Origin of the sequence: Streptomyces mutomycini (assembly GCF_001700505.1) — a bacterium.
Lineage (GTDB): Bacteria > Actinomycetota > Actinomycetes > Streptomycetales > Streptomycetaceae > Streptomyces > Streptomyces mutomycini.
Window position 1 is genome coordinate 44,891 of record NZ_MAPV01000063.1, and the last position, 20,475, is coordinate 65,365.

The following is a 20,475-nucleotide window of genomic DNA, read 5'->3' on the forward strand; positions in this document are numbered from 1 at the left end:
CTGCGGCGCGGCCGGCGGGCGGGGAGACCCGGGACAGGCTGTCCCTTCAGATCTCGGCCCGCTGGAGCTCGTCGCCGGACCCGCCGGCCGCCTCCCCGGGGGGCGCCGTCCGGCGCAGCGCATCGATGTGCGCGGCCAGCGTGGCGACGGTCGGCGTATCGACCAGCGAACGCACCGGAATGTCCAGCCCGAGTTCGGTCCGCAGCCGGCTGACGACCTCCAGGAGGGAGAACGAGTCCCCGCCGGCTTCGAAGAAGTTGGCCTGTACGTTCACCACGTCCAGCTTGAGCACATCCGCCCAGGCCGCCGCGACGGTGTGTTCCGTTTCGGTGCTCGGCGGCACCACGACGGTCTCGGCGGCCGGTGGGGCGCTGGGCCGGGGAAGCCGGCGGCGGTCGACCTTTCCGTTCGCCGAGAGCGGGATGGCGTCGAGCCACATGAACACGGCCGGCTGCATGACGATGGGCAGCTTCGGGGCGAGGTAGGCGCGCAGCGCGGCATCGTCGAGCTCGCTGCCGGGCGTCAGCGCGGCGTAGGCGACCAGTCCCCGGCCGGAGTCCAGGACGACGACGGCGTTCGTCACGTCGGGGTGCCCGCGCAGCACCGACTCGATCTCCTCCAGCTCGACCCGCACGCCACGGATCTTGACCTGGCTGTCGACCCGGCCCAGGAACTCCATCTCTCCGTTGGGAAGGCGGCGCACCAGGTCACCGGTGCGGTAGAGACGGCGACCGGGCCTGGCCGGGTCCGGGGTGAAGCGCTCCGCGGTCAGGGCGGGCCTGTTCCGGTATCCGCGGGCCACGCCGTCACCGCCGATCCAGAGCTCGCCGGGAACACCGATCGGCTGCGGGTTCCCCCAGCGGTCGACCACCGCACAGGACGCGTTGGCGATCAGCTCACCGAGCGGCATCGAGCTGCGCTCCACCGGCTCGTCACCCATGCGGCCGACCAGCGCCGCACCCGCGGTCTCCGTCGGCCCGTACTCGTTCCAGATCTGACACTCCGAGGAGACGACCTTGCGTGTCCGCGCGACCAGATCGGCGTCAAGGTTCTCGCCGCCCATGGACACGTGGCGCAATGTCGGCATCCCGATATCGGCGTCCGCGATGAAACGCATCTGAGTCGGCGTCAGGTAGACCAGATGAATCGACCGCTCGTTGATGAACCGGGCGGTGGCCGGGCCGTCGGCCCGGACCTCACGGGGCAGCATGACCAGGCAGGCACCGCTGGTCAGCGCGTGGAACATCTGCTCGACGGACCAGTCGAAGTGGTACGAGAGGTTGTGCACGACCCGGGTGCCCGGTCCCATCGGGCGGGCGTCCTGGGCCCACTGGATCCACGGGGTGATCGCGGTGTGCGGCAGCCCGACACCCTTGGGGTTGCCGGTGGTCCCGGACGTGTACATCTGGTACACCAGCTGCGACGGGTGCAGCGCGGACTCGCGGACGCCGCCCTCGGCACCGGCCTGCGAGGTGCCGGCAGGGCCGGCCTGCCCCACACCACCGGCGATCACCACGTCCACGTTTCCGAGGACGCCCGCCGGCAGCTGCACACGGAGTTCCGGGGTGGTGACCAGGACCTTCATCCCGCTGTCCGCGACGACGTAGGACATCCGGTCGACGGGCGAGAGGGGATCGATCGGCACATAGGCCGCCCCGGCCTTGAGGATACCGAGGATCCCGACCATGAGGTCCACCGACGGGTTCGCGCACAGGCCGACCAGATCGTCCGTGCCGATGCCGCGCGCCGCCAGTTCCTGCGCCAACCGCGATGCCCTGCGGTCGAGTTCGCGATAGCTGACCCGTTCGTCACCGCTCTCGACCGCATCGGCTTCCGGGGTACTGAGCGCCTGCTCCTCGAACAACCGGTGCAGGAAGAGGTCGGTGGGGTACGGACCGCAGGCCGACGTGGACCACTTCTCGAGCTGCCGGCGCTCCACGTCGGGGAGGATGTTGAGTTCCGAGATGCGCTTGGCGGGAGAGGCCACCGCATCCGCCGCGAGCACACCGAGGTGCTCGAGGATGCGCCACGCCTTCTCCTCGGCGAAGAGATCGGTGTTGTACTCCAGTGCGAGGCGGTACGTGAACTCGGTCTCGACGACCCTGAACACCAGGTCGAACTTGACCGCCTTCAGGTTCAGGTCCAGATCCACATCGGTGACGGTGAGCCCGGTCAGCTCCGGTGCCGGCAGCTCGTGCTGGAAGGCCAGCATCACCCGGAAGGGCCCCTGGCGGGCGGAGCGGTCGGTCGAGATCGCGTTGACCACCCGCTCGTAGGGAACGTCCTGGTGCGCGAAGGCCTCCAGCGTCCGGACCCGGACGTCGCCGAGCAGACCGGTCAGCGTCGGATCGCCGGACAGATCGCTGCGCAGCGCGAGCGTGTTGAGGAAGCACCCGAGCATGGTCTCCAGTTCGGGCAGGTCCCGGCTGGTGCTGGGGATTCCGACCACGATGTCCGTCTGACCGCTGTACCGGCTGAGCAGCACGTTGAGCAGGGTGAACATGGTCATGAACGGCGTGGCGTTGTTCTCCTTGGACAGCTCGCGGATCCGGCGCGACACCGCCCGGGGAAGCTCGATGCCCACCGACCCCCCGCGGCTCATGCCGGTCTCCCTGGCCGGCATGTCGGTCGGCAGATCCAGTACGGGCAGCGGGCCGCGCAACCGCTCCTTCCAGTAGTCCAGTTGCCGGTCGAGCGTGGCTCCGCCGATCGTGCGCCGCTGCCATGCGGCGAAGTCGGCGTACTGCACCGGGGGCTGCTCGGTCGCGGGGAGTGTTCCGCCGGCGGCTGCCGCGTACAGCTCGAGCAGCTCCGACATGGCAAGCTCGAAGGAGTGCACGTCGGTGATGATGTGGTGCAGGTTGATGAGCAGGACGTGCCACTGCTCGTCCAGGCGGTACAGCTCCACCCGGAGCAGCGGGCCCCGCTCCACGTCGAACGGCTTCTGGGCGGAGGCGAGAAGCTGGTCGGCCAGCACCTGCTCCTGCTTTTCCTCGGGCTCGTCCCGGAGGTCGCGCACGGTCAGCGGCAGGTCGATCCTGGCCTGGATCACCTGCTCGGGGATCCCGTCGACGGCCGTGATGGTGGTGCGGAAGATCTCGTGACGGTCGGCCAGGGTCTGGACGGCCGTCTCCAGCGCCGCGACGTCGAGCGGCCCCACGATCTCGTTCGCCACCGGGATGTTGTAGCGGGAGCTCGGCCCCTGGATGTGCTCGTCCACCCACAGGCGCTGCTGTGCGAACGACGTGGGGGCGTGGAAGACGCCGTCCGGCCGCTCACCGAGTGATTCGATGGTCATCGCCGCCCCGGGCGCCTCCTCCCGCAACCCCTCGACGGCAGTGGCCAGCTGGGCGAGCGTCTGGGCCTCGAACAGCACACTGAGCGGAATCCGGATGCCCAGCTCCTCACGGAGCCGGCCGATCACCCTGGCACCCTGCAGCGAGTTTCCGCCCAGAGCGAAGAAGTTGGCGTCCGGGCCGGGTATCTCGGTCCGCAGGACAGCCGTCCACACATCCGAGACAACGTCCACTACGGGCCGCTGCGACATGTTGTTCCACCCAATTCCATCGATCGGAAGCACAGATTTCTTGACGAGAACCGCGGTTCAGCGGCCGCTTCGCTGGGCCGTGGCACTCAGCAGTCCGGCGATCTCGGCGAGGACTGCCGGACGGGCGGAGTGCAGGAAGAAGTGGTCCCCGCGGAACATCCGCAGATCGAAACCTCCGGTCGTCAGCTCACCCCAGCGCGGCAGTGCCGCGTTGCCCGCAGCCTCGTCCTCGGTCCCGCCGAACGCGGAGACCGGACAGTTCAGGAGTGGCGCGCCGGTGTACCGATAGGTCTCGATGACGGCGAGATCGGCGCGGATCGCCGGGAGCAGCAGCGCCATCAGTTCCGGATCTGCCAGCACCGCCTCCGGCGTGGCCTGCCAGGAGCGCAGCTTCTCGATGAGTTCGTCGTCCGGACTCTCGTGATACTGCGGAGCGGACGCGTCCCTGGCCTGTGGCGGCGCACATCCGGAGACGAACAGCCGGGTGGGCGAACCGGCCTCCATCCGCTGCAGCGAGCAGGTGAGGTTCCATGCCACCAGGCCGCCCATGCTGTGCCCGAAGAAGGCGAATGGGCGGTCCAGGTACGGGATGAGTGCGGGCACCAGTGCATTGAGCACATCGCCCATCCTGTCGAGCGGCGGTGTACCGAGGCGGTCCTCGCGGCCCGGGAGCTGGATCCCCCACGGCTCGATGTCGTCGGGCAGGGCCGCGCCCCATTCGCGGAACGCCGAGATGCCACCCCCTGCGTACGGGAAGCAGAACAGCCGGGTGTCCGCCTGCGGCCGGTCGACGAGTGGCCTGACGAGCGCTCTCATCGGTCGGTCTTGCCTGCCATCTCCTGGCGCAGGGTCAGCGGACGCATGTCCGTCCAGACCTCGTCGATGTGGGCGAGGCACGCGTCCTTCGAGCCCTGCTTGCCCGCGTCCCGCCAGCCGGGGGGCAGTTCGCGGCCCAGCGGCCAGACGGAGTACTGATCCTCGGAGTTGGTCACCACGGCGTAACCGCCGTCGTCACGCTGCTCGTCCATGTTCTTCCTTTCGGTGAGATGACCTGGCACCGCTTCAGGCGTCCGGCGTCGTCGACCGGGAGCCGCGCAGCCTCCCCAGCCGGCGGCCGTCCCTGGGCGCGGCCCGCATCGTCCGGCGCGCCTGCCGCAGTGGTTCGGACAGGGAGTCGAGCGAGATGGCCGCGTCGCCGAGGATTCGCCGCAGTACGGCCTGGAAGCAGGACTGGACCTCCCTGATCTCGGACTCCGCGAGCCGCCGGGAGTTGTAGTTGAACCGCAGTTTGATCCGCTCCCCGTCCGGCCTGCCGTACAGGCAGAGGTCGAGTTGCGAGGTCTGTTTGGCGGGCGGCAGGAAGCGCGTGAACTGGAAGGCGCTCGAGAAGAACGGGTTCCGACCGGGCCGGGCTTCGGCGTCGACCTGCTCGAGCAGCCGGGTGAAGGGGTAGCGGCTGTTCGCGTACGAGCCGATGCTCGCGCTCCGGGCCCGGCGCACGACGTCGTCGAAGGCATCGGAGCCAGACATCTTCATCCGGACGGAGAGCGGGTTGACGAAGTTGCCGACCATTCCCTCCAGGTCCTTGGTGTCGCGACCGAAGAACGGGACGCACACGACTATGTCGTCGTCTGAACTGATGTCACGCAGCGCGACCACGAAAGCGCTGAGCAGCAGGATGTGGAGCGTGACATGCAGCTCCTTGGCGAGCGCTCCCAGGCCCTCGGTGATGTCGGCCTCGACCCAGAATTCGAGCGTCTCGTTCACCACGTCGTCGGCGGGTGCCTCGTAGTCACCGATCCGCAGCCTCGGCAGCGGGGCGGCCAGCTGGTCGAGCCAGTACGTCTCCATGGACTTGCTCTGCGTGCCCGACAGCCACTGCTGCCGGTCCTGCACGAATGCTTCGAACGTCTTCGGGAGCGGGGCCAGCGGCGGTTCCTCGCCCGCTGCGAAGGCCCGGTGGCAGAGCAGCAACTCCCGCAGGAGGATGCCCATGCTGGTGCCGTCCGCGATGATGTGGTGCACGTTCACGAATACGCAGTGGTGATCGGACGCCAGCCGGTAGATCTTCACCCGCACCGGCGGACTGCCGAGATCGTCGAAGGGAGTCGCGCTCTCGATCCGGATGAGCCGGTCCACCTCGGCCTCGGGGTCGGCCAGGCCGGTCAGGTCGACCAGCGGCACATCGAGGTCGTGAACGGGCAGCACGCGCTGACGCGGACCGTCCGCGGTGTCCTGGAAGGAAAGCCTCAGCGCCTGGTGCCTGTCCACCAGGAAGGACACGGCCTTGCGGAAGGCCGCGAGGTCCAGCGTCTCGTGAAGGTGCTGCCACAGGGGCAGGTTCGAGTCCGCCCGGCTCTCCCCCAGTTGGTGCTGGAGCCACAAGCCCTGTTGGACGTTCCACAGTTCGAACCAAGGCTGATCGCCTCGGCCGTCCTGACCGCCCTGACCGCCCTTGCCACCGTGGCCGTCCTCGCCACCGTGGCCGTCCTGGCCGTCCTGGCCGTCGAAGCGTCCGGTGGTGAGCTCCGAGTCCGAAGCGCCGGACGCGCCGACTTCGCCGGTCGTCACCAGCCGGCCGGTGGCCCGGTTCGCCTGCTCGAAGTGCATGGTGGACGGCAACGTCCCGTTCGGCGCCACGGTTTCAGTGGGCTCGCCGCCGGCGAGTGGCCCTTCGTCCTCGCAGAGACTCGCCGTCTCCGCCCCGTCCCGACGGTTCATCAAGAATTGATCGAGATCAGCTGCACCCGGATAACGTCCCGCCTTGCCAATGGTGACGTCACTGAAAAATTCTCCGACGTCTTCGGCGACATTATTGGAGCCTTCCACTCAGCCAACCAATCAATAGGTCTATAGCTCGCGACGGGTACTGAGCAGCCGCGAAGCCAGTAGGGGATAACAAGAAGGCGTCGAGGTTCGGGAATGTGACGCACAGCGAAGGCCGGCGAGCCCAACCAGTTAGGACTGAACGGTACTTCCGCAGGAGTTCAACTCAGGAGGGCGCCGCCCCGCGCAGGAACACACCTACCGCGATTCCGCATACCAAGTGGGCGGCATAGCTCAGCCACTATGAGGCACATATTCTTACGGGGGATCTCCCCCTGTCAACCCCCTCAAAAGCCGAGTACAGCGGGCACCGCGCACGGGAGTTGACCGTGTCCGCCCGGCGGCGGCGCTTGCTGTGCGCCCGGCCGGAGGGCCGACGTCACAGGGGTCGCCGCCGAGCCGATCAAGCCTGCGATCGCGACGGATCCGTGCACTTGGGGAAGTGCCGGTGGAGGTGCCGTTCGCATCCTCGTTCTCACCGCTACGGGCCTCGGGGCCGGCGGTCCAGGGTGGCGCACAGGCGCCGCACTCCGCCGTAGCGGTTGCGGGCCCGCCCCAGCCGCCCGGCACGGCGTCCGGACGACGCATCACATCACAGCAGGCCAAACGTTCACGTCCGCCTGCCTCGTGGGCTCAGCGAAGACGGTGCTCAACCGATCGCTTCGAACAAGCCACCCTTCAGGGAGCGCGAGACGAAGCCGTCGGGCCCACAGGGCAGGTCGCCGACGACGGTGGTGCGATGGACGATGCGCTCCTCCTCGAACAGCAGACCGTCCACCGGCCCGGCGTGGGCCACGGCGCGGTTGTCCCACATGACGAGCGTGTCCTGATCCCAGCGGACCCGGGCATGAATCTCGTCGCGCCCTGCGAGTTCGTCGAGGAGGAAATCCAGCAGGGCGGTGCTTTCGCGGGGCTTGAGACCGCGGATCGCCTGCAGGAACACGGCGCTGACCATCAGACTCCGCACCCCGGTCTCGGGATGGACCCGCACCAGAGGATGGAGAGCGACGAAGGGGCCCGCCGGCTTGCCGTCGAAGCGGGGCGTCCGCGACGGATTGCTCCGGGAGTGGATGGCCTGCAGGGTGTCGAGGTATCCCCGCAGAGAGGGCGACAGACCGGCATAGAGCGCTTCCAGGTTGGCGAAGAGGGTATCGCCGCCGGTCGGGGGAATCTCCACGCCGCGCAGGATGGTGATGGAGGTGGGATTGGCGACGAATGTGCTGTCGATATGCCACTCGGTGCGGAGGCGCCTCGGCGTCGCCCCGCTCAGGGGATTGCCGAGTCCGGACGACTCGGCCAACCCGGGGCGATCCTCCGACAGTGCGGTCCGCAGCACAGCAGGCGCTTCGCGCAAGCCGTTCACGATGGGATGGGCTGCGGTGGCCCCGCCGAAGACGTCGGTGAGTGCGACATGCTGCGCGTCATTCATCGGCTGTTCACGGAAAACGAGGACCTTGTAGCGAAGCAGGGCCTCGCGCAGGCAGGTGACATCGTCCGGCTTCAGATCGACGGCCAGATCCACACCTTCCACCTCTGCACCGGTGATTGGCGTGAGAGGCCGAAAGCTGATTTCTGACACAAGTACCCCCAAGTATTGTGGCTATGCCATGAATCGCGGGCAGCCTACCTCAGGCTTCGCGAGGCATACAGCCTCCCGCAGCAGGACAAATAGTGCATTGATCAGAAACTAAATGGGTTCGCCTCGACAGGCACGCATCGATCACGAAACGGACATCAGCCCACGTACCGCCTTTCATGTGCCCGACCCGCTCCGGCCGGTCGTCCGCCGAAGTAAGGTCTTGACACTACCCATCCGGCGCAATAGCATCATTCGACTTGATATGCCTCGACCATAAGAATGGATCTGGGAAAACGGAATGTCGAACGAACAGTCAGATGACTTGATGTCGGTTATTTCTGAAGTATTCGCTCCCCTCGAGGTCTCACGTGACAGCACTTTTGACGACCTCACCGCCGATTCCGTTTCATTGCTCCGTCTGATGGTGGCAATACAGAGTAAATTCGATGTGGACCTCGACGTTGTCGACATGTTCACCGTAGGTAACGTCGGCGAGCTCATCGACCTCGTCGAAGGGCGGATGGCTCACAGAGGAGTCGCTTCGACGTAACCCCTGACGTCGCGGGGCCCCGAGCCGTCGTAATGGGATATCGCGTTGTTGACGCCTTTCCCAGCATCTGGCGGCGGCAGCGGACCTGACCGGATATGGTCGGCCCCGGCCCGCGCACTTCGGCCGTCAGTACGATCAGTTCGCCCGATTGTCATGCCTCTGCACAGACTGCCGCCGAGCCCGGAACGTACGCGCGGGACGGCGGACCGGTCGACGCCGAGAGGGCCGTGCGGGGTCGCATCCGGTTGCGGACCGGGGAAGATTTCGGGGCGGGAGAAAGAACAACGGGGAGCTCACGGCCGCGCTGCGGTTGAGTGAGCGGTCGGCAGAGGTACGGCGCCGACAGCGGCGCGAGCAAGGTGCCGAGAGGGTTCGGGCACTACTCGAGCGCCATGGCCGGCCCTGGTAGCAGCCGGGCCGCCGAAAGGGACGAGGGGGGCTTTCGTGCGGTGGAAGAAGGGGGTCCGGCCCCGTGCGAAGCGTGCCACCGGCACAAGGAGCGCCCGGCAGGCCTTCGGGGCATCCGCCCTCCTGCACCCCGGCCTCAACCCGCACGAAGGCATGTGTGCCCTGGTCACACGCAGAATCGCAGTCTCGCGACCGCTGACGTCGGCCACCTGGCGAAGACCTTCCCCGACGCCCTCTCAAGAAGATCGAGTACCGCCCGCACCCGAGCGATGGCTGCCTCACCCAGGCCGGCCCGGTCATGAGTGACCGACCTCGGCCGGCATCGACATCACGAATTCAAGTTCAGTAGCCACTGCCTGATCGCCAAAGGGGAAATCGTGACCGCGCGCCCAGATACGAAGTACTTCCTCTCGAGCTACATTTCCGCACCCGAAAGCCTGTCCGTAATTGCACCACGCCATGACCAGAATATTGCGCTGTGGCGCAGCCGCGATTCGCAGGTCGAGCTGGTCAGGGTATGGGAACTCGAGCGCATCAGCGGACAGAAGCATCACTACTGGCCCCTCTTCACAGTGGACCGGTACAACCGGGTGCTGACCGAGCTGCTCGCGGCCGAGGGGCTGTCTCCGGATGATGTGAGTGCCTCGTGGGGTACGCCCGGCCTGCCGCATCACTCGGAGATCAAGCTGCCGACGGGCGCCGAGGAATATCCGGTGCACAGCCTCTCCCACCTCTACAGCGGCCTGCTTCTCGATTCCGACGTATTTCGAAATGAAACGATCGTCGGGCTGGCGGTGGACGGCCGGCCCGACTTCGGCCTCGACCAAACGGGCAAGAAGTACTGGTACGCAGGCTGCGTGTCCGACAAGGGTGACGTGGACTTCGCTCCCGTCGAGTCACCGGCTCCCATCTATGACGCCGCTTCGGCCGAATTTGGCAAAGAGCCCGGCACCCTGATGGCTCTGGCATCGGCGTGCACCACCGAAATCACCTACGACATCGACACAGCGGTGCAGGAACTGCAGCTGTTCGGTGGCCGGCGCGTACCGTTGATCGATACGCTGCCGTTTGTTCAAGCCATCATTCGTGCGGCTGAATCGCAACTGCCGTCGCTGGAACTGGACAGCCGCTTCACCGCGCAGGAACACCTGCAGTCGGCCGTCATGAAGGTCGTTCAGACGGCTTGCGAGCTCGTCATGGTGCGGAACGTCGATCGGCTGCTCAGCTCGGGAGCCGTGGACCCGCGGGAGGCCTACCTTTCCCTGAGTGGGGGGTTCGCCCTCAACTGCCCGACGAACTCCTTCCTCCTTCGCCGGTACGGCTTCAAGGGGCTTCTCGTCCCTCCCTGCGCCAACGACTCCGGCCAGGCTCTCGGGCTCGGCCTCCTCGGCCTCCTCGGTGCCGGCGAACTCAGTGACCGTGATTTCCGTCTGAACGGTCCGTACCACGGATCCGAGCTGACCGATGTCGAGGTCGCCTTGCGGCACTTCGACGATTTCATCGAGGACGTCCAGGACTTCACGGACACCCAGTTCGTCGAGGACATAAGCCGCGGACCGCTGGTGTGGGCGGACGGGGCTGCCGAGATCGGCCCGAGAGCGCTGGGCCATCGAAGCATCCTCGCCGATCCTCGTTCGCCTCGCTCGAAGGACCTCCTGAACGAGTGGAAGAGCCGGCAGTGGTGGCGTCCCGTTGCTCCGATCGTCCTGGAGGAGCACACCGGTGAGTGGTTCGAGGACCCCTGGGCATCGCCCTACATGCTCGAGACTGCGTACGTTCGCGAGTCGAAGCGCCATCTGGTTCCAGCGATTCTCCATCTCGACGATTCAGCCCGGCGTCAGACGCTGAACCAGGAGACCAACCCCCTGCTTTACCGGGCGATAGAGGCGTTCCGGCTCGACACCGGGGTTCCGATGGTGTGTAACACCTCTCTGAACGACAAGGGCGAACCGGTGGTCGACACGGCGGCACAAGCCCTGAACTTCGCCATACGCAAGGGCGTCGCCGTCGCCTATATCGACGGCCGCCGGGTGCAGTTGCGCACGGAGGCCCGCAGTCAGGCCCCGGCGCCCGCACGCCGGCACCCTCGCCGCGAGGAGCTCTTCGAGAACCAGGAGCAGGATCGTGACCTGATCTGGGACTCCTGGGCCAAGTTGGGCTACAGCACCACGGCAATGGTCCTCATGTCCCGCTCCCCCGAGCTTCGCGATCAGAAGCTGGCGACGCCCGAAATGGTCAACCAGCTGGCCGATGTCGCGAACGCGCGAGACGCGAGTGGCACGCTCACCCTCGCGGCGGCGAAGCATTCCCGAATGTTCGGGCCGAGTGCTGTCTTCGATCCCGAGTCCCAGGAGGGGGCAGCCTTCTGAACTCCCCGAGGGTGCGCTGACGTCGAGGCGACAATCGGGTAGCCGCCGGGTACGCGGCCCTGTTGAATCGCACTGCAGTATGCGCCCAGCAGTCGAACGGGACGATCGGACGGTCGCGTGGTGGAGGACGGAGGCCCGGGCTCGCACAGAAGGCGCCGCGGCGGCTCGGGAAACCTGGCTGGTCCTCGAGGACGAAGCCGGGCAGACCGGGAGGCCGCCGCTCGCCGGAACGCGGGGCGGCGTCGGGTGGACTCCGGTGGTTCGTGGCCGGGTTCCGGACGGCCACGACAGCCGGGCCGGTCTGCTGCCCCGTCCTCCGCCCTTCACCGGCTCGGCCGCTGAACGTCATGACAGGCTTTGCTTCAGCAGTATGGAGAGTCAGAGCAGTGAACGCTGAATCGCTTTGGGCACGGACCTCCGACGTGGGTTACATGAGCGAGGGCAGACGGGCCGAGCATCCGTCGCACGCGGTCGTGACCGAGCGGATCGCGGCTCTGTACTCAGGGGCGCCGTTCGAGCTGCTCGACTGCGGCGTCCTCTCGGGGGTTACGTACCACCACCTGCTGCAGGCGGGCCTGGAGGTCGACTACACCGGCATCGACATCGGCGAGGCCGCCATCGCCGACTGCCGCAAGCTCCACCCCGGGGCGCGGTGGGAGCAGATGAGCGTGGCCGACCTCGCCTTCCCCGAAGGCTCGTTCGACGTGGTGAACTGCCGCCACGTGCTGGAGAGCCTGCCGTACTACGAGACCGCCGTCCGCGAGCTGTTCCGAGTCGCTCGCCGCACGGTGGCGATCTGCATGTTCCAGGTGCCGCGGGAGCCGGAGGCGCTGCTGCGCCGGGAGACGGCCAACGGCTACATCTGGCTCAACCGCTACGCCCCGGGTCCGTTCGAAGCGCTGCTCCACTCGCTGTCGGAGTCGGTCGAGATCATCGACGTCCCCGCCGACCACCGTCGCAACCGGGTCTACTTCTGCACGAAGCGATCCGCGTAGCCGTGGCCCCCTCCGGCAGGACCGGTGATCTGTGTCCTCGCCCCGACCTTCTCAAGGCAGCCTCATGACACTCCCGCACTCCGCAACGCCTGTGACCGATCCGGAAGGTGCCGGACACCTCGCCGGGCTGCTCAGCGCGCCGGAACTCCCGCTGGACCGGCCACATCCGGCCTCGCGGGATCTCCGCGCCGACTCGGTGCCCTTCGTGGTGCCCGCCGCCGCGACTTCCGCGCTGCGGCAGCTGGGTGAGGCCTGCGGCTCGGGGCTCCCGGCGGCCGCCTTCGCCCTCTACCTGGTCCTGCTGCACCGGTACAGCGGGCAGTCCGGACTCGCGGTCGGGGTGTCCAACGGCGCCGACGTCACCACCCCGGTCCGAGTCGAGGTGGGCGGGAGCTTCCGGGAGCTGGTTCAGCTGGCGGGCTCCGCGCTCGCGGAGGCCGAGGAGGTCCGTACTTCCACGCCAGTGCACCTGTGGCCGGGCTTCTCCTGCCGATCCGCACCTCGAGAGGTACCCGAGATCACGTCATGTGACCTGGATCTGCAGTTCTCCCACCTCGACGGCGAACTGGCCGGCCGTCTGGTGTTCGCGACCGACGTCCTCGACCCTGCCACCGCCCGCCGTGCAGTGGACCACCTGCTCCGGCTGCTCGACGGCGCGACGGCGGATCCGGACCAGCCGGTGGCCGGACTCCCCCTGCTCACCGCCGAGGAGGAGGGGACCGTCGCCGCACTGAACGGCGTCGTGGGCGAGCCCGCGGACCAGAGCTTCCACCAGCTCTTCGAGGCGCAGGCCGCCCGCACCCCGGATGTGATCGCGGTACGCGCGGAGGGGGCCTCCCTCAGCTACCGCGAACTCAACTCCCGGGCGAATCAGCTGGCCCACGTGCTGCGGGCAGTCGGGGTCGGCCCCGAGGTGACCGTCGGTCTCTGCGCCGATCGCGACGTGCGGCTGATGGTGGCGGTGCTCGGCATCCTCAAGGCCGGTGGCGCGTACGTACCGGTGGATCCGAACGACCCGGTCGAGCGGCAGGACGGCATCCTCAGCGACGCCGCGGTACGGGTGGTGGTGGCGACGGCTCCCCTCGGCACCGGGCATCAGGTGATTCAGATCGACGCGGATCTGGGCGTACTGGCGGGCCACCCGACGGAGAACCTGCGTACCGAACGCCCGGCCCACGCCGATGCCGCGTACCTGCTCTACACCTCCGGCTCCACCGGAAAGCCCAAGGGTGTGGTGATCGAGCACCGGCAGCTCATCAGCTACACCCGCGCCGTCATCCGGCGGCTCGGCATCGACGGGCCGCTCAGCTTCGCGATGGTGCAGCCGCTGACGGTGGACTCCAGCGTCACAGCGTTCGCCCCGCCGCTCCTCACGGGCGGCGAGGTGCAGCTGATCTCCCGCGAAAGCGCCCTGGACGCCGAGAAGCTGGCCGACTGGGTACAGACCTGGGGGGTCGACTGCCTGAAAATAGCGCCCTCCCACCTCAGGGCCCTCCAGGCATCCCCGCGCTTCGCCGAACTACTGCCGCGCCGCCTCCTCGTCATCGGCGGCGAGGCATCCGACTGGCGCTGGCTGCGCGACCTCCAAAGCCTCGTGCCGCACTGCCGGGTCTTCAACCACTACGGCCCGACCGAGACCACCGTCGGCGTGCTGACCCTCACCGTGGCCGACCACCCGGACTCCGAGTGGGAGACCGCGCCGATCGGCGTTCCGCTGCCGGGCACCCAGGCCCACGTGGTTGACGTCGCGGGTCGCCCCACGCCCGTCGGCGTCGCCGGCGAGCTGCTGATCGGCGGTGCCAACCTCGGCCGTGGTTACCACCGCCGGGACGACCTCACTGCTGCGGCCTTCGTCCCCGACACCCTCGGCGGTCCGCCCGGCGGCCGGCTCTACCGCACCGGCGACATCGTCCGGCGCCTGGCCGACGGGACGATCGCTTTCCTTGGGCGGCGCGACGACCAGATCAAGGTACGCGGCTTCCGGGTCGCCCTGGGTGAGATCGAAGCCGCTCTGAAGAGCCACCCCGAGGTGCGCCACGCCGTCGCCGTAGTCCGCGAGGACACCCCCGGCGACCGGCGGGTGGTCGCCTACATCGAGCCGGACAGCGCCGGGTTCAGCACTGCCGGGCTGGATCGCCACCTGCGGGCACGGCTCTCCCCGCACATGATCCCGCAGGCGACGGTGACACTGGACCGGCTGCCGCTATCCGGGCACGGCAAGGTCGACCGCAGCAAGCTGCCCCGGCCCGCCGAGCCTGTCGGCACCGGCACACCGCTGCCACCGAGGAACGAGCTGGAGCGGCTGGTGGCGACGGTGTGGAAGGAAGTCTTCCGCGCCGAGGCGGTCGGCACCGAGCAGAATTTCTTCGACCTCGGCGGGCACTCCCTGCTCCTGGTCGAACTGCACCACCGGCTCAGGGAGGCGACCGGCCGGGAGATCGAACTGCTCGACCTGTTCCAGCACACCACCGTCCGGGCCCAGGCCGAGCTGCTCTCCCAGCAGAAGCAGGGGGCGGCACCCGCCACCACCCGCAGCAGGGGGGCGCAACAGAACGCCCTGCTGAAGCGCCGCCAACAGCAGCTGCAAGCGAAGCGAGGTCACCATGAGTGAGTACTCCCCCGAGCTCGACCCCACCCTGGATGCCGGGCCGGTCTCCGGGCCGGGCGATGACTTCTCCGAGTTCGAGGACAGCCTCGACATCGCCATCGTCGGCATGGCCGGCCGCTTCCCAGGCGCCCGCACGGTCGAGGAGTACTGGAGCAACCTCAAGGCCGGCGTCTGCTCCGTCACCCGTTTCGAGGACGAGGAGCTCGCCGCGCGGGGCGTGGACGCCGCCACTCTCGCCGACCCGAACTTCGTCGGTGCCGGCTACGTGCTGGAGGACAGCGAGAAGTTCGACGCGGCCTTCTTCGGCTACTCCCCGCGCGAGGCCGAACTCATGGACCCGCAGCACCGGGTGCTGCTCGAATGCGCCTGGACCGCCCTGGAGAGCTCCGGGCACGACGCCGAACGCCACGACGGCCTCGTCGGCGTCTACGCGGGCGCGGGCAACAACACCTATCTGGTCTTCAACATCGCCTCCCAGCCCGGCGCCGCGCAGATCCTCGGCGACAAGCAGACGGTGATCGGCAACCGGCCCGACTTCCTCGCCAGCCGGGTCTCCTACAAGCTCGGTCTGGAGGGCCCCGCCCTCAACATCCAGTCCGCCTGCTCCACTTCGCTGGTCGCGGTGGTCGAAGCGTGCCAGGCGCTGCTGGCCTACCAGTGCGACACCGCGCTGGCCGGTGGTGTCGCCGTCGACGGGACACGGAGCAAGGGTTACGTCTACCGCCCGGACGGGATCTTCTCGCCGGACGGCTACTGCCGCACCTTCGACGCCCGTGCCCAGGGGACGGTGGGCGGCGACGGCGTCGGGATGGTCGTACTGAAACGCCTCAAGGACGCGATCACCGACAACGACCACATCCACGCGGTCATCAAGGGCGCCGCACTGAACAACGACGGCTCCCGCCGGGCCGGATTCAGCGCTCCCAGCGCCGCCACCCAGGCCCGCGCCATCTCCACCGCGCTGGCGAACGCGGACGTTCCGGCGGAGAGCATCGGCTACGTCGAGCTGCACGGCACGGCCACCATCCTCGGCGACCCGATCGAGTTCTCCGCACTCACCTCGGCCTACTCCGGCGTGCGCGAGCGAAGCTGCGCTGTCGGGTCGGCCAAGACCAACATCGGACACCTCGACTCCGCCGCCGGAGTCGCCGGACTGATCAAGAGTGTGCTGGCCGTGGAGCACGGTCAGCTGCCGCCCACCCTGCACTTCGAGCGGCCCAACCCGCGGATCGGCCTGGACGGCAGCCCGTTCTACGTCAACACCGAGCTGCTGCCGTGGCCCGAGGGCGACGGTCCGCGCCGCGCCGGAGTCAGCTCCTTCGGACTCGGCGGCACCAACGCCCACGTCATCCTCGAGCAGGCCCCGGAACTGCCCCGCGGAGCCGAGCCGGCCGACGGCGCCGAGCAGCTGCTGGTGCTCTCCGCCAAGAGCCCGGAGGCATTGGAGGCGGCCACGGACCAGCTGCACGACCACCTCCGTGCGCACCCCGAACTCCCGCTGGCTGACGTGGCGTTCACGCTCCAGCAGGGCCGTCGGGCCTTCCCGTACCGGCGGACGCTGGTCTGCGGGAGCATCGAGGAGGCGCTGGAGGCACTCGACGCCCGCGATGACGGCCGCCTGCTCACCGCGGCCGCGCCCGAGGCCGCACATCGGCCGGTGGCCTTCATGTTCACCGGTTTCGGCACGCAGTTCCCCGGCATGGCACGCGATCTCTACGCCCAGGAGACCGTGTTCAGGGCTGCGCTGGACAAGTGCGCGGAGCTGCTGGAGCCGCTGCTCGGCACGGACATCCGGGACATCGTCCTCACCGTCGACGAGTCCGGAACCGCCGCCCCCGGGCAGCCCTTCGACTTCCGCCGGCTGCTGCTCCAGCCGGAGCGCAGCGAGCATCCGCTCGACCAGCCGCGCCTCGGATACCCCGCGGTGTTCGCCCTCGAGTACGCGCTGGTCGAACTCTGGGCCGCCTGGGGGGTCGAGCCCGAGGTGATGATCGGTCACAGCCTCGGCGAGTACGTCGCGGCCTGCGTGGCCGGCGTCTTCTCACTGCCGGACGCCCTGCGTCTGGTCGCGGAGCGCGCACGGCTGATCGAGGAGCAGGGTGAGGGCGCGATGCTCGCCGTGCCACTGTCGGAGGAGGCCGTCGCCCGTTACACGGCTGCGGACGTCTGCCTCGCCGCGGTCAACGGCCCGCAGACCTGCGTGCTCTCCGGCAGCGTCGAGGGCATCGACCGGGTGGCCGGCGAGATGCTGGCCGACGACATCGCCACTCGCCGTCTGACCACCCGCTTCGCCTTCCACTCCCCGATGATGGATCCGGTCGTCGAGCCCTACGCCGAGCTGGTCCGTTCGGTCCGGCTGAACGCTCCGGCAGTACCGTTCGTCTCCAACCTGACCGGCACCTGGATCACCGACCACGAGGCCACCAGCCCCGAGTACTGGGCCCGGCACGTCCGGGAGAGTGTGCGGTTCGCGGACGGCCTGGGCACGCTGTGGTCGGTCCCGGACATCGCGATCGTCGAGATCGGCCCCGCGCCCACCCTGACCCCCGGGGCACTTCAGCACCCCGGCGCCGCCGGCACCGACCGGGTCGTCGTCCCGTCACTGCTCGGCGCCTTCCACGGGCAGAGCGACCGCGCCGCGCTCCTGCGGGCCGCCGGACAGCTCTGGCTCGCGGGACGGGCCGACCCCTTCCCGGCCATGGCCGACGTCAGGCGGGTTCCGCTCCCCGGTTACCCCTTCGAACGGCGCACCTACTGGCTCGAGCCCGGCACCGCCCAGCCCGGCGGCGGCTCGGCCCAGCAGCGGCGAGGCACTCTGCCGCAGTGGTTCTACGCACCGTCCTGGCAGCGGCTCGCCGCCGCACCGCGGCCCGCCGACGCGGACCTGGCCGCTCAGCGCTGGCTCGTCTTCGCGGACGAGACCGGTGTCGGCCGCCGGCTCGCGGACCGGCTCGAGGGTCTCGGCGCCACCGTGCGCACGGTCGTGCAGGGAGCCGAGTGGCACCGTAAGAGCGAGCGCGAGTACGTCCTCGACCCGGCCCAGCCGGACCACTTCCACCGTCTCGCCGAAGCACTGCGCGCGGAGGGCGCCCTGCCCGGCCGGGTGGTGCACTGCTGGAGTGTCGGTGACGACGCCGACCGGGCGACGGCGCCCGAGGACGTGCGGGCCCTGCTGCACCGCTCCTTCGACAGCCTGGTCCACTGGGTTCAGGCCACCGAAGCCGAGCTGATGACGCAGCAGCAGCGCTGGGACGTGCTGTCCACCGAGGTCTACGCCGTCCTCGGGGACGAGCCGCTCTGCCCGCCCAAAGCCACCGTCCAGGGCCTGTGCAAGGTGCTGCCGCAGGAGTACCCCTCCCTCAGCTGCGTCCAGTTCGACCTGCGCGTCGAAAGCCGGCAAGCCATACCCGGGCTGGTCGACCAGCTGATGGCCGACCTGGCCGCCCCGCCCGGCGAACGCACGCTGGCGCTGCGCGGACGACACCGCTGGGCGCCCGCGTACGTGACCGGCGCGCCGCCCTCGCGCGGTGACTCGCCGGTCCGGACGGACGGGGTGTACCTGATCACCGGTGGCCTGGGGAAGATCGGCCTGCTGATGGCCCGTGCCCTGGCCGACCGGGCGAAGGTGCGCCTGGTGCTGCTCGGGCGGAAGGGTCTGCCGCCCCGGTCGAGCTGGGCCGATCCGCAGCACCCGGAGGCCGTGCGGTCGGCGATCCGTGCCGTCCAGGAGATCGAGGCGCTCGGCTCCGAGGTCCTGGTGACCGCCACCGACGTCTCCGACCGCGCGGCCATGCTCGCGCTGAAGGAACGCGTCCTGCGGGAGTTCGGCCCGCTCAACGGCCTGCTGCACTGCGCCGGTACGACCGGCACGGCGGCTCACCGGGAAGTCGCGGTGCTGGGCGCGGAGGAGGCCTCCTGGCACTTCGCACCCAAGCTCTACGGCACCCAGGTGCTGCACGAGGTGCTGGCCGACCAGCAGTTGGACTTCGCTGTCATCAGCTCCTCGATCGCCTCGCTGCTCGGCGGCCTCGGCTTCGGTGCTTACGCCGCCGCGAACGCCGCGCTCGATGCCTTCGCCCAGCGGCACCACAGTGCCGCCCTGCCCTGGACCAGCGTCAACTGGGAGGCCTGGTACTTCTCCCACGAGGCCCGGGCGGACTCGGACCTCGGTTCTGCGGTACGCGAGTTGGCGCTCACTCCGGCCGAGGGGCGCCTGGTGGTCGACGGCATCCTGGACGCGGCACCCCAGGCGCAGATCGTCATCTCCACCGGTGACCTGACGTTGCGTCAGGAGCTCTGGTCCGACCCGGTTGCCGATGTGCCGGCTCCGGCCCGGCGGCACGAGCGCCCCAACCTGCGCAACCCCTTCGTCGCACCGGACAGCGAGACCGAACACCAGGTGGCGGACATCTGGCAGGAGTTGCTGGGCGTGGAGAGCGTCGGCGTGCAGGACAACTTCTTCGAACTGGGAGGCAGTTCACTGCTCGGCCTCCAGGTGGTGCACCGACTGCGTCAGGAGCTGGCCGTGGCCGTCCCGCTGACCATCGTCTACGAGGGCCCCACCGTGCGCACGCTCGGTGTCCTCATCGACAACCTCCGGACCGCGCAGTGACGGCAGCGGGCGGTGGTGTCGCGATCATCGGGATGGCGGGGCGTTTCCCCGGCGCCGGGGACCTGACCGAGTTCTGGTCGAACCTGCGCGACGGCGTCGAGTCGATCGTCGCCCTGACCGACGAGGAGCTCGCGGCGGCCGGAGTGCCGCCCGAGGTCTTCGGCCGGCCGGACTATGTCAAGGCGGCGCCCAAGTTCTCCGGGAGTGACCTGTTCGACGCGGAGTTCTTCGGGTACACCGCCCGCGAGGCCGAGATCATGGACCCGCAGCACCGGCTCTTCCTGGAGACGGCCTGGGGTGCGCTGGAGCACTCCGGTTACGACGCCGCCCAGTACGACGGCAGCATCGGTGTCTTCGGCGGCGCGGGTGCCAACCGCTACGTCCAGCATGTCTATTCGCACCAGCGGATCGTGGAGACCCTGGGCCAGACCCAGATCCTGGTGGCGAACGAACTCGGCTTCCTGGCCTCCCGGGTGTCGTACAAGCTCGACCTGCGCGGCCCCGCGGTGTCCCTGCGTACCGCGTGCTCGACCGCGCTGGTCGCAGCACACACGGCTTGCCGGAGCCTGCTCGCCGGGGAGTGCGACCTCGCCCTGTCGGGTGGCGTCCATGTCGACCCGAACCCGGGCACCGGGTACCTCTACCAGGAGGGGTCCTTCGTCTCCCCGGACGGGCACGTCCGTCCGTTCGACGCGGACGCCCGGGGCACGGTCTTCGGGACCGGCGTCGGGGTGGTGGCGCTGAAGCGGCTGGAGGACGCGCTGGCCGACGGCGACACCATCCACGCGGTGATCAGGGGATCGGCCGTCAACAACGACGGTGCGGTCAAGGTCGGCTTCACCGCACCCAGTGTGACCGGGCAGGCCGCGGTCGTCACCGCCGCGCTCGCCGACGCGGGTCTGTCGCCCTCGGACATCGACTACATCGAGGCGCACGGCACGGGCACCTCGCTGGGTGACCCGATCGAGGTGCAGGCGTTGT

Annotated in this window: 11 protein-coding genes; 6 read left to right on the forward strand and 5 right to left on the reverse strand. The window is 68.9% G+C overall.

Annotated features, from left to right (window positions below):
• Window positions 1-46 precede the first annotated feature (46 nt).
• From BFF76_RS10570 to BFF76_RS10590, 5 genes are all read right to left on the reverse strand, one after another.
• Window positions 47-3,529 (reverse strand): non-ribosomal peptide synthetase, encoded by a 3,483-nt coding sequence (locus BFF76_RS10570; RefSeq protein ID WP_065848067.1) that lies wholly within the window; start codon window positions 3,527-3,529, stop codon window positions 47-49.
• 75 nt (window positions 3,530-3,604) lie between these two features.
• The gene (locus BFF76_RS10575; protein WP_031096905.1) at window positions 3,605-4,363 is read right to left on the reverse strand and encodes a thioesterase II family protein; all 759 of its coding nucleotides are present in this window, start codon (window positions 4,361-4,363) and stop codon (window positions 3,605-3,607) included.
• A complete protein-coding gene (locus tag BFF76_RS10580) occupies window positions 4,360-4,575 on the reverse strand; it encodes an MbtH family protein (RefSeq protein ID WP_031096907.1) in 216 nt (71 codons plus the stop codon). The genes BFF76_RS10575 and BFF76_RS10580 overlap by 4 nt, the downstream gene beginning before the upstream one ends.
• A gap of 34 nt (window positions 4,576-4,609) precedes the next feature.
• Window positions 4,610-6,268: a condensation domain-containing protein gene (locus BFF76_RS10585; RefSeq protein WP_079122361.1), complete on the reverse strand. Its 1,659-nt coding sequence runs from the start codon at window positions 6,266-6,268 to the stop codon at window positions 4,610-4,612.
• A gap of 754 nt (window positions 6,269-7,022) precedes the next feature.
• Window positions 7,023-7,952 (reverse strand): TauD/TfdA dioxygenase family protein, encoded by a 930-nt coding sequence (locus BFF76_RS10590; protein WP_199831545.1) that lies wholly within the window; start codon window positions 7,950-7,952, stop codon window positions 7,023-7,025.
• A gap of 298 nt (window positions 7,953-8,250) precedes the next feature.
• On the opposite strand from BFF76_RS10590, the gene BFF76_RS10595 reads away from it, so the two are divergent.
• The 6 genes from BFF76_RS10595 to BFF76_RS10620 form a co-directional block, all read left to right on the forward strand.
• Window positions 8,251-8,502 carry an acyl carrier protein gene (locus BFF76_RS10595; RefSeq protein WP_031096915.1) on the forward strand — a complete coding sequence of 84 codons (252 nt, stop codon included), beginning with the start codon at window positions 8,251-8,253 and terminating at the stop codon, window positions 8,500-8,502.
• A gap of 710 nt (window positions 8,503-9,212) precedes the next feature.
• On the forward strand, window positions 9,213-11,279 hold the full coding sequence (locus BFF76_RS10600) for a carbamoyltransferase C-terminal domain-containing protein (protein WP_079122362.1): 2,067 nt from the start codon (window positions 9,213-9,215) through the stop codon (window positions 11,277-11,279).
• Between the two features lie 431 nt (window positions 11,280-11,710).
• Complete coding sequence (locus tag BFF76_RS10605) at window positions 11,711-12,274, forward strand: class I SAM-dependent methyltransferase (protein ID WP_159037444.1); 564 nt, start codon at window positions 11,711-11,713, stop codon at window positions 12,272-12,274.
• 91 nt (window positions 12,275-12,365) lie between these two features.
• Complete coding sequence (locus BFF76_RS10610; RefSeq protein WP_065848070.1) at window positions 12,366-14,885, forward strand: non-ribosomal peptide synthetase; 2,520 nt, start codon at window positions 12,366-12,368, stop codon at window positions 14,883-14,885.
• Complete coding sequence (locus tag BFF76_RS10615) at window positions 14,878-19,494, forward strand: type I polyketide synthase (RefSeq protein WP_079122364.1); 4,617 nt, start codon at window positions 14,878-14,880, stop codon at window positions 19,492-19,494. The genes BFF76_RS10610 and BFF76_RS10615 overlap by 8 nt, the downstream gene beginning before the upstream one ends.
• Window positions 19,491-20,475: beta-ketoacyl synthase N-terminal-like domain-containing protein (locus BFF76_RS10620; protein WP_208604834.1), on the forward strand; the 985-nt coding region annotated here is incomplete at its 3' end. The genes BFF76_RS10615 and BFF76_RS10620, both read left to right, overlap by 4 nt.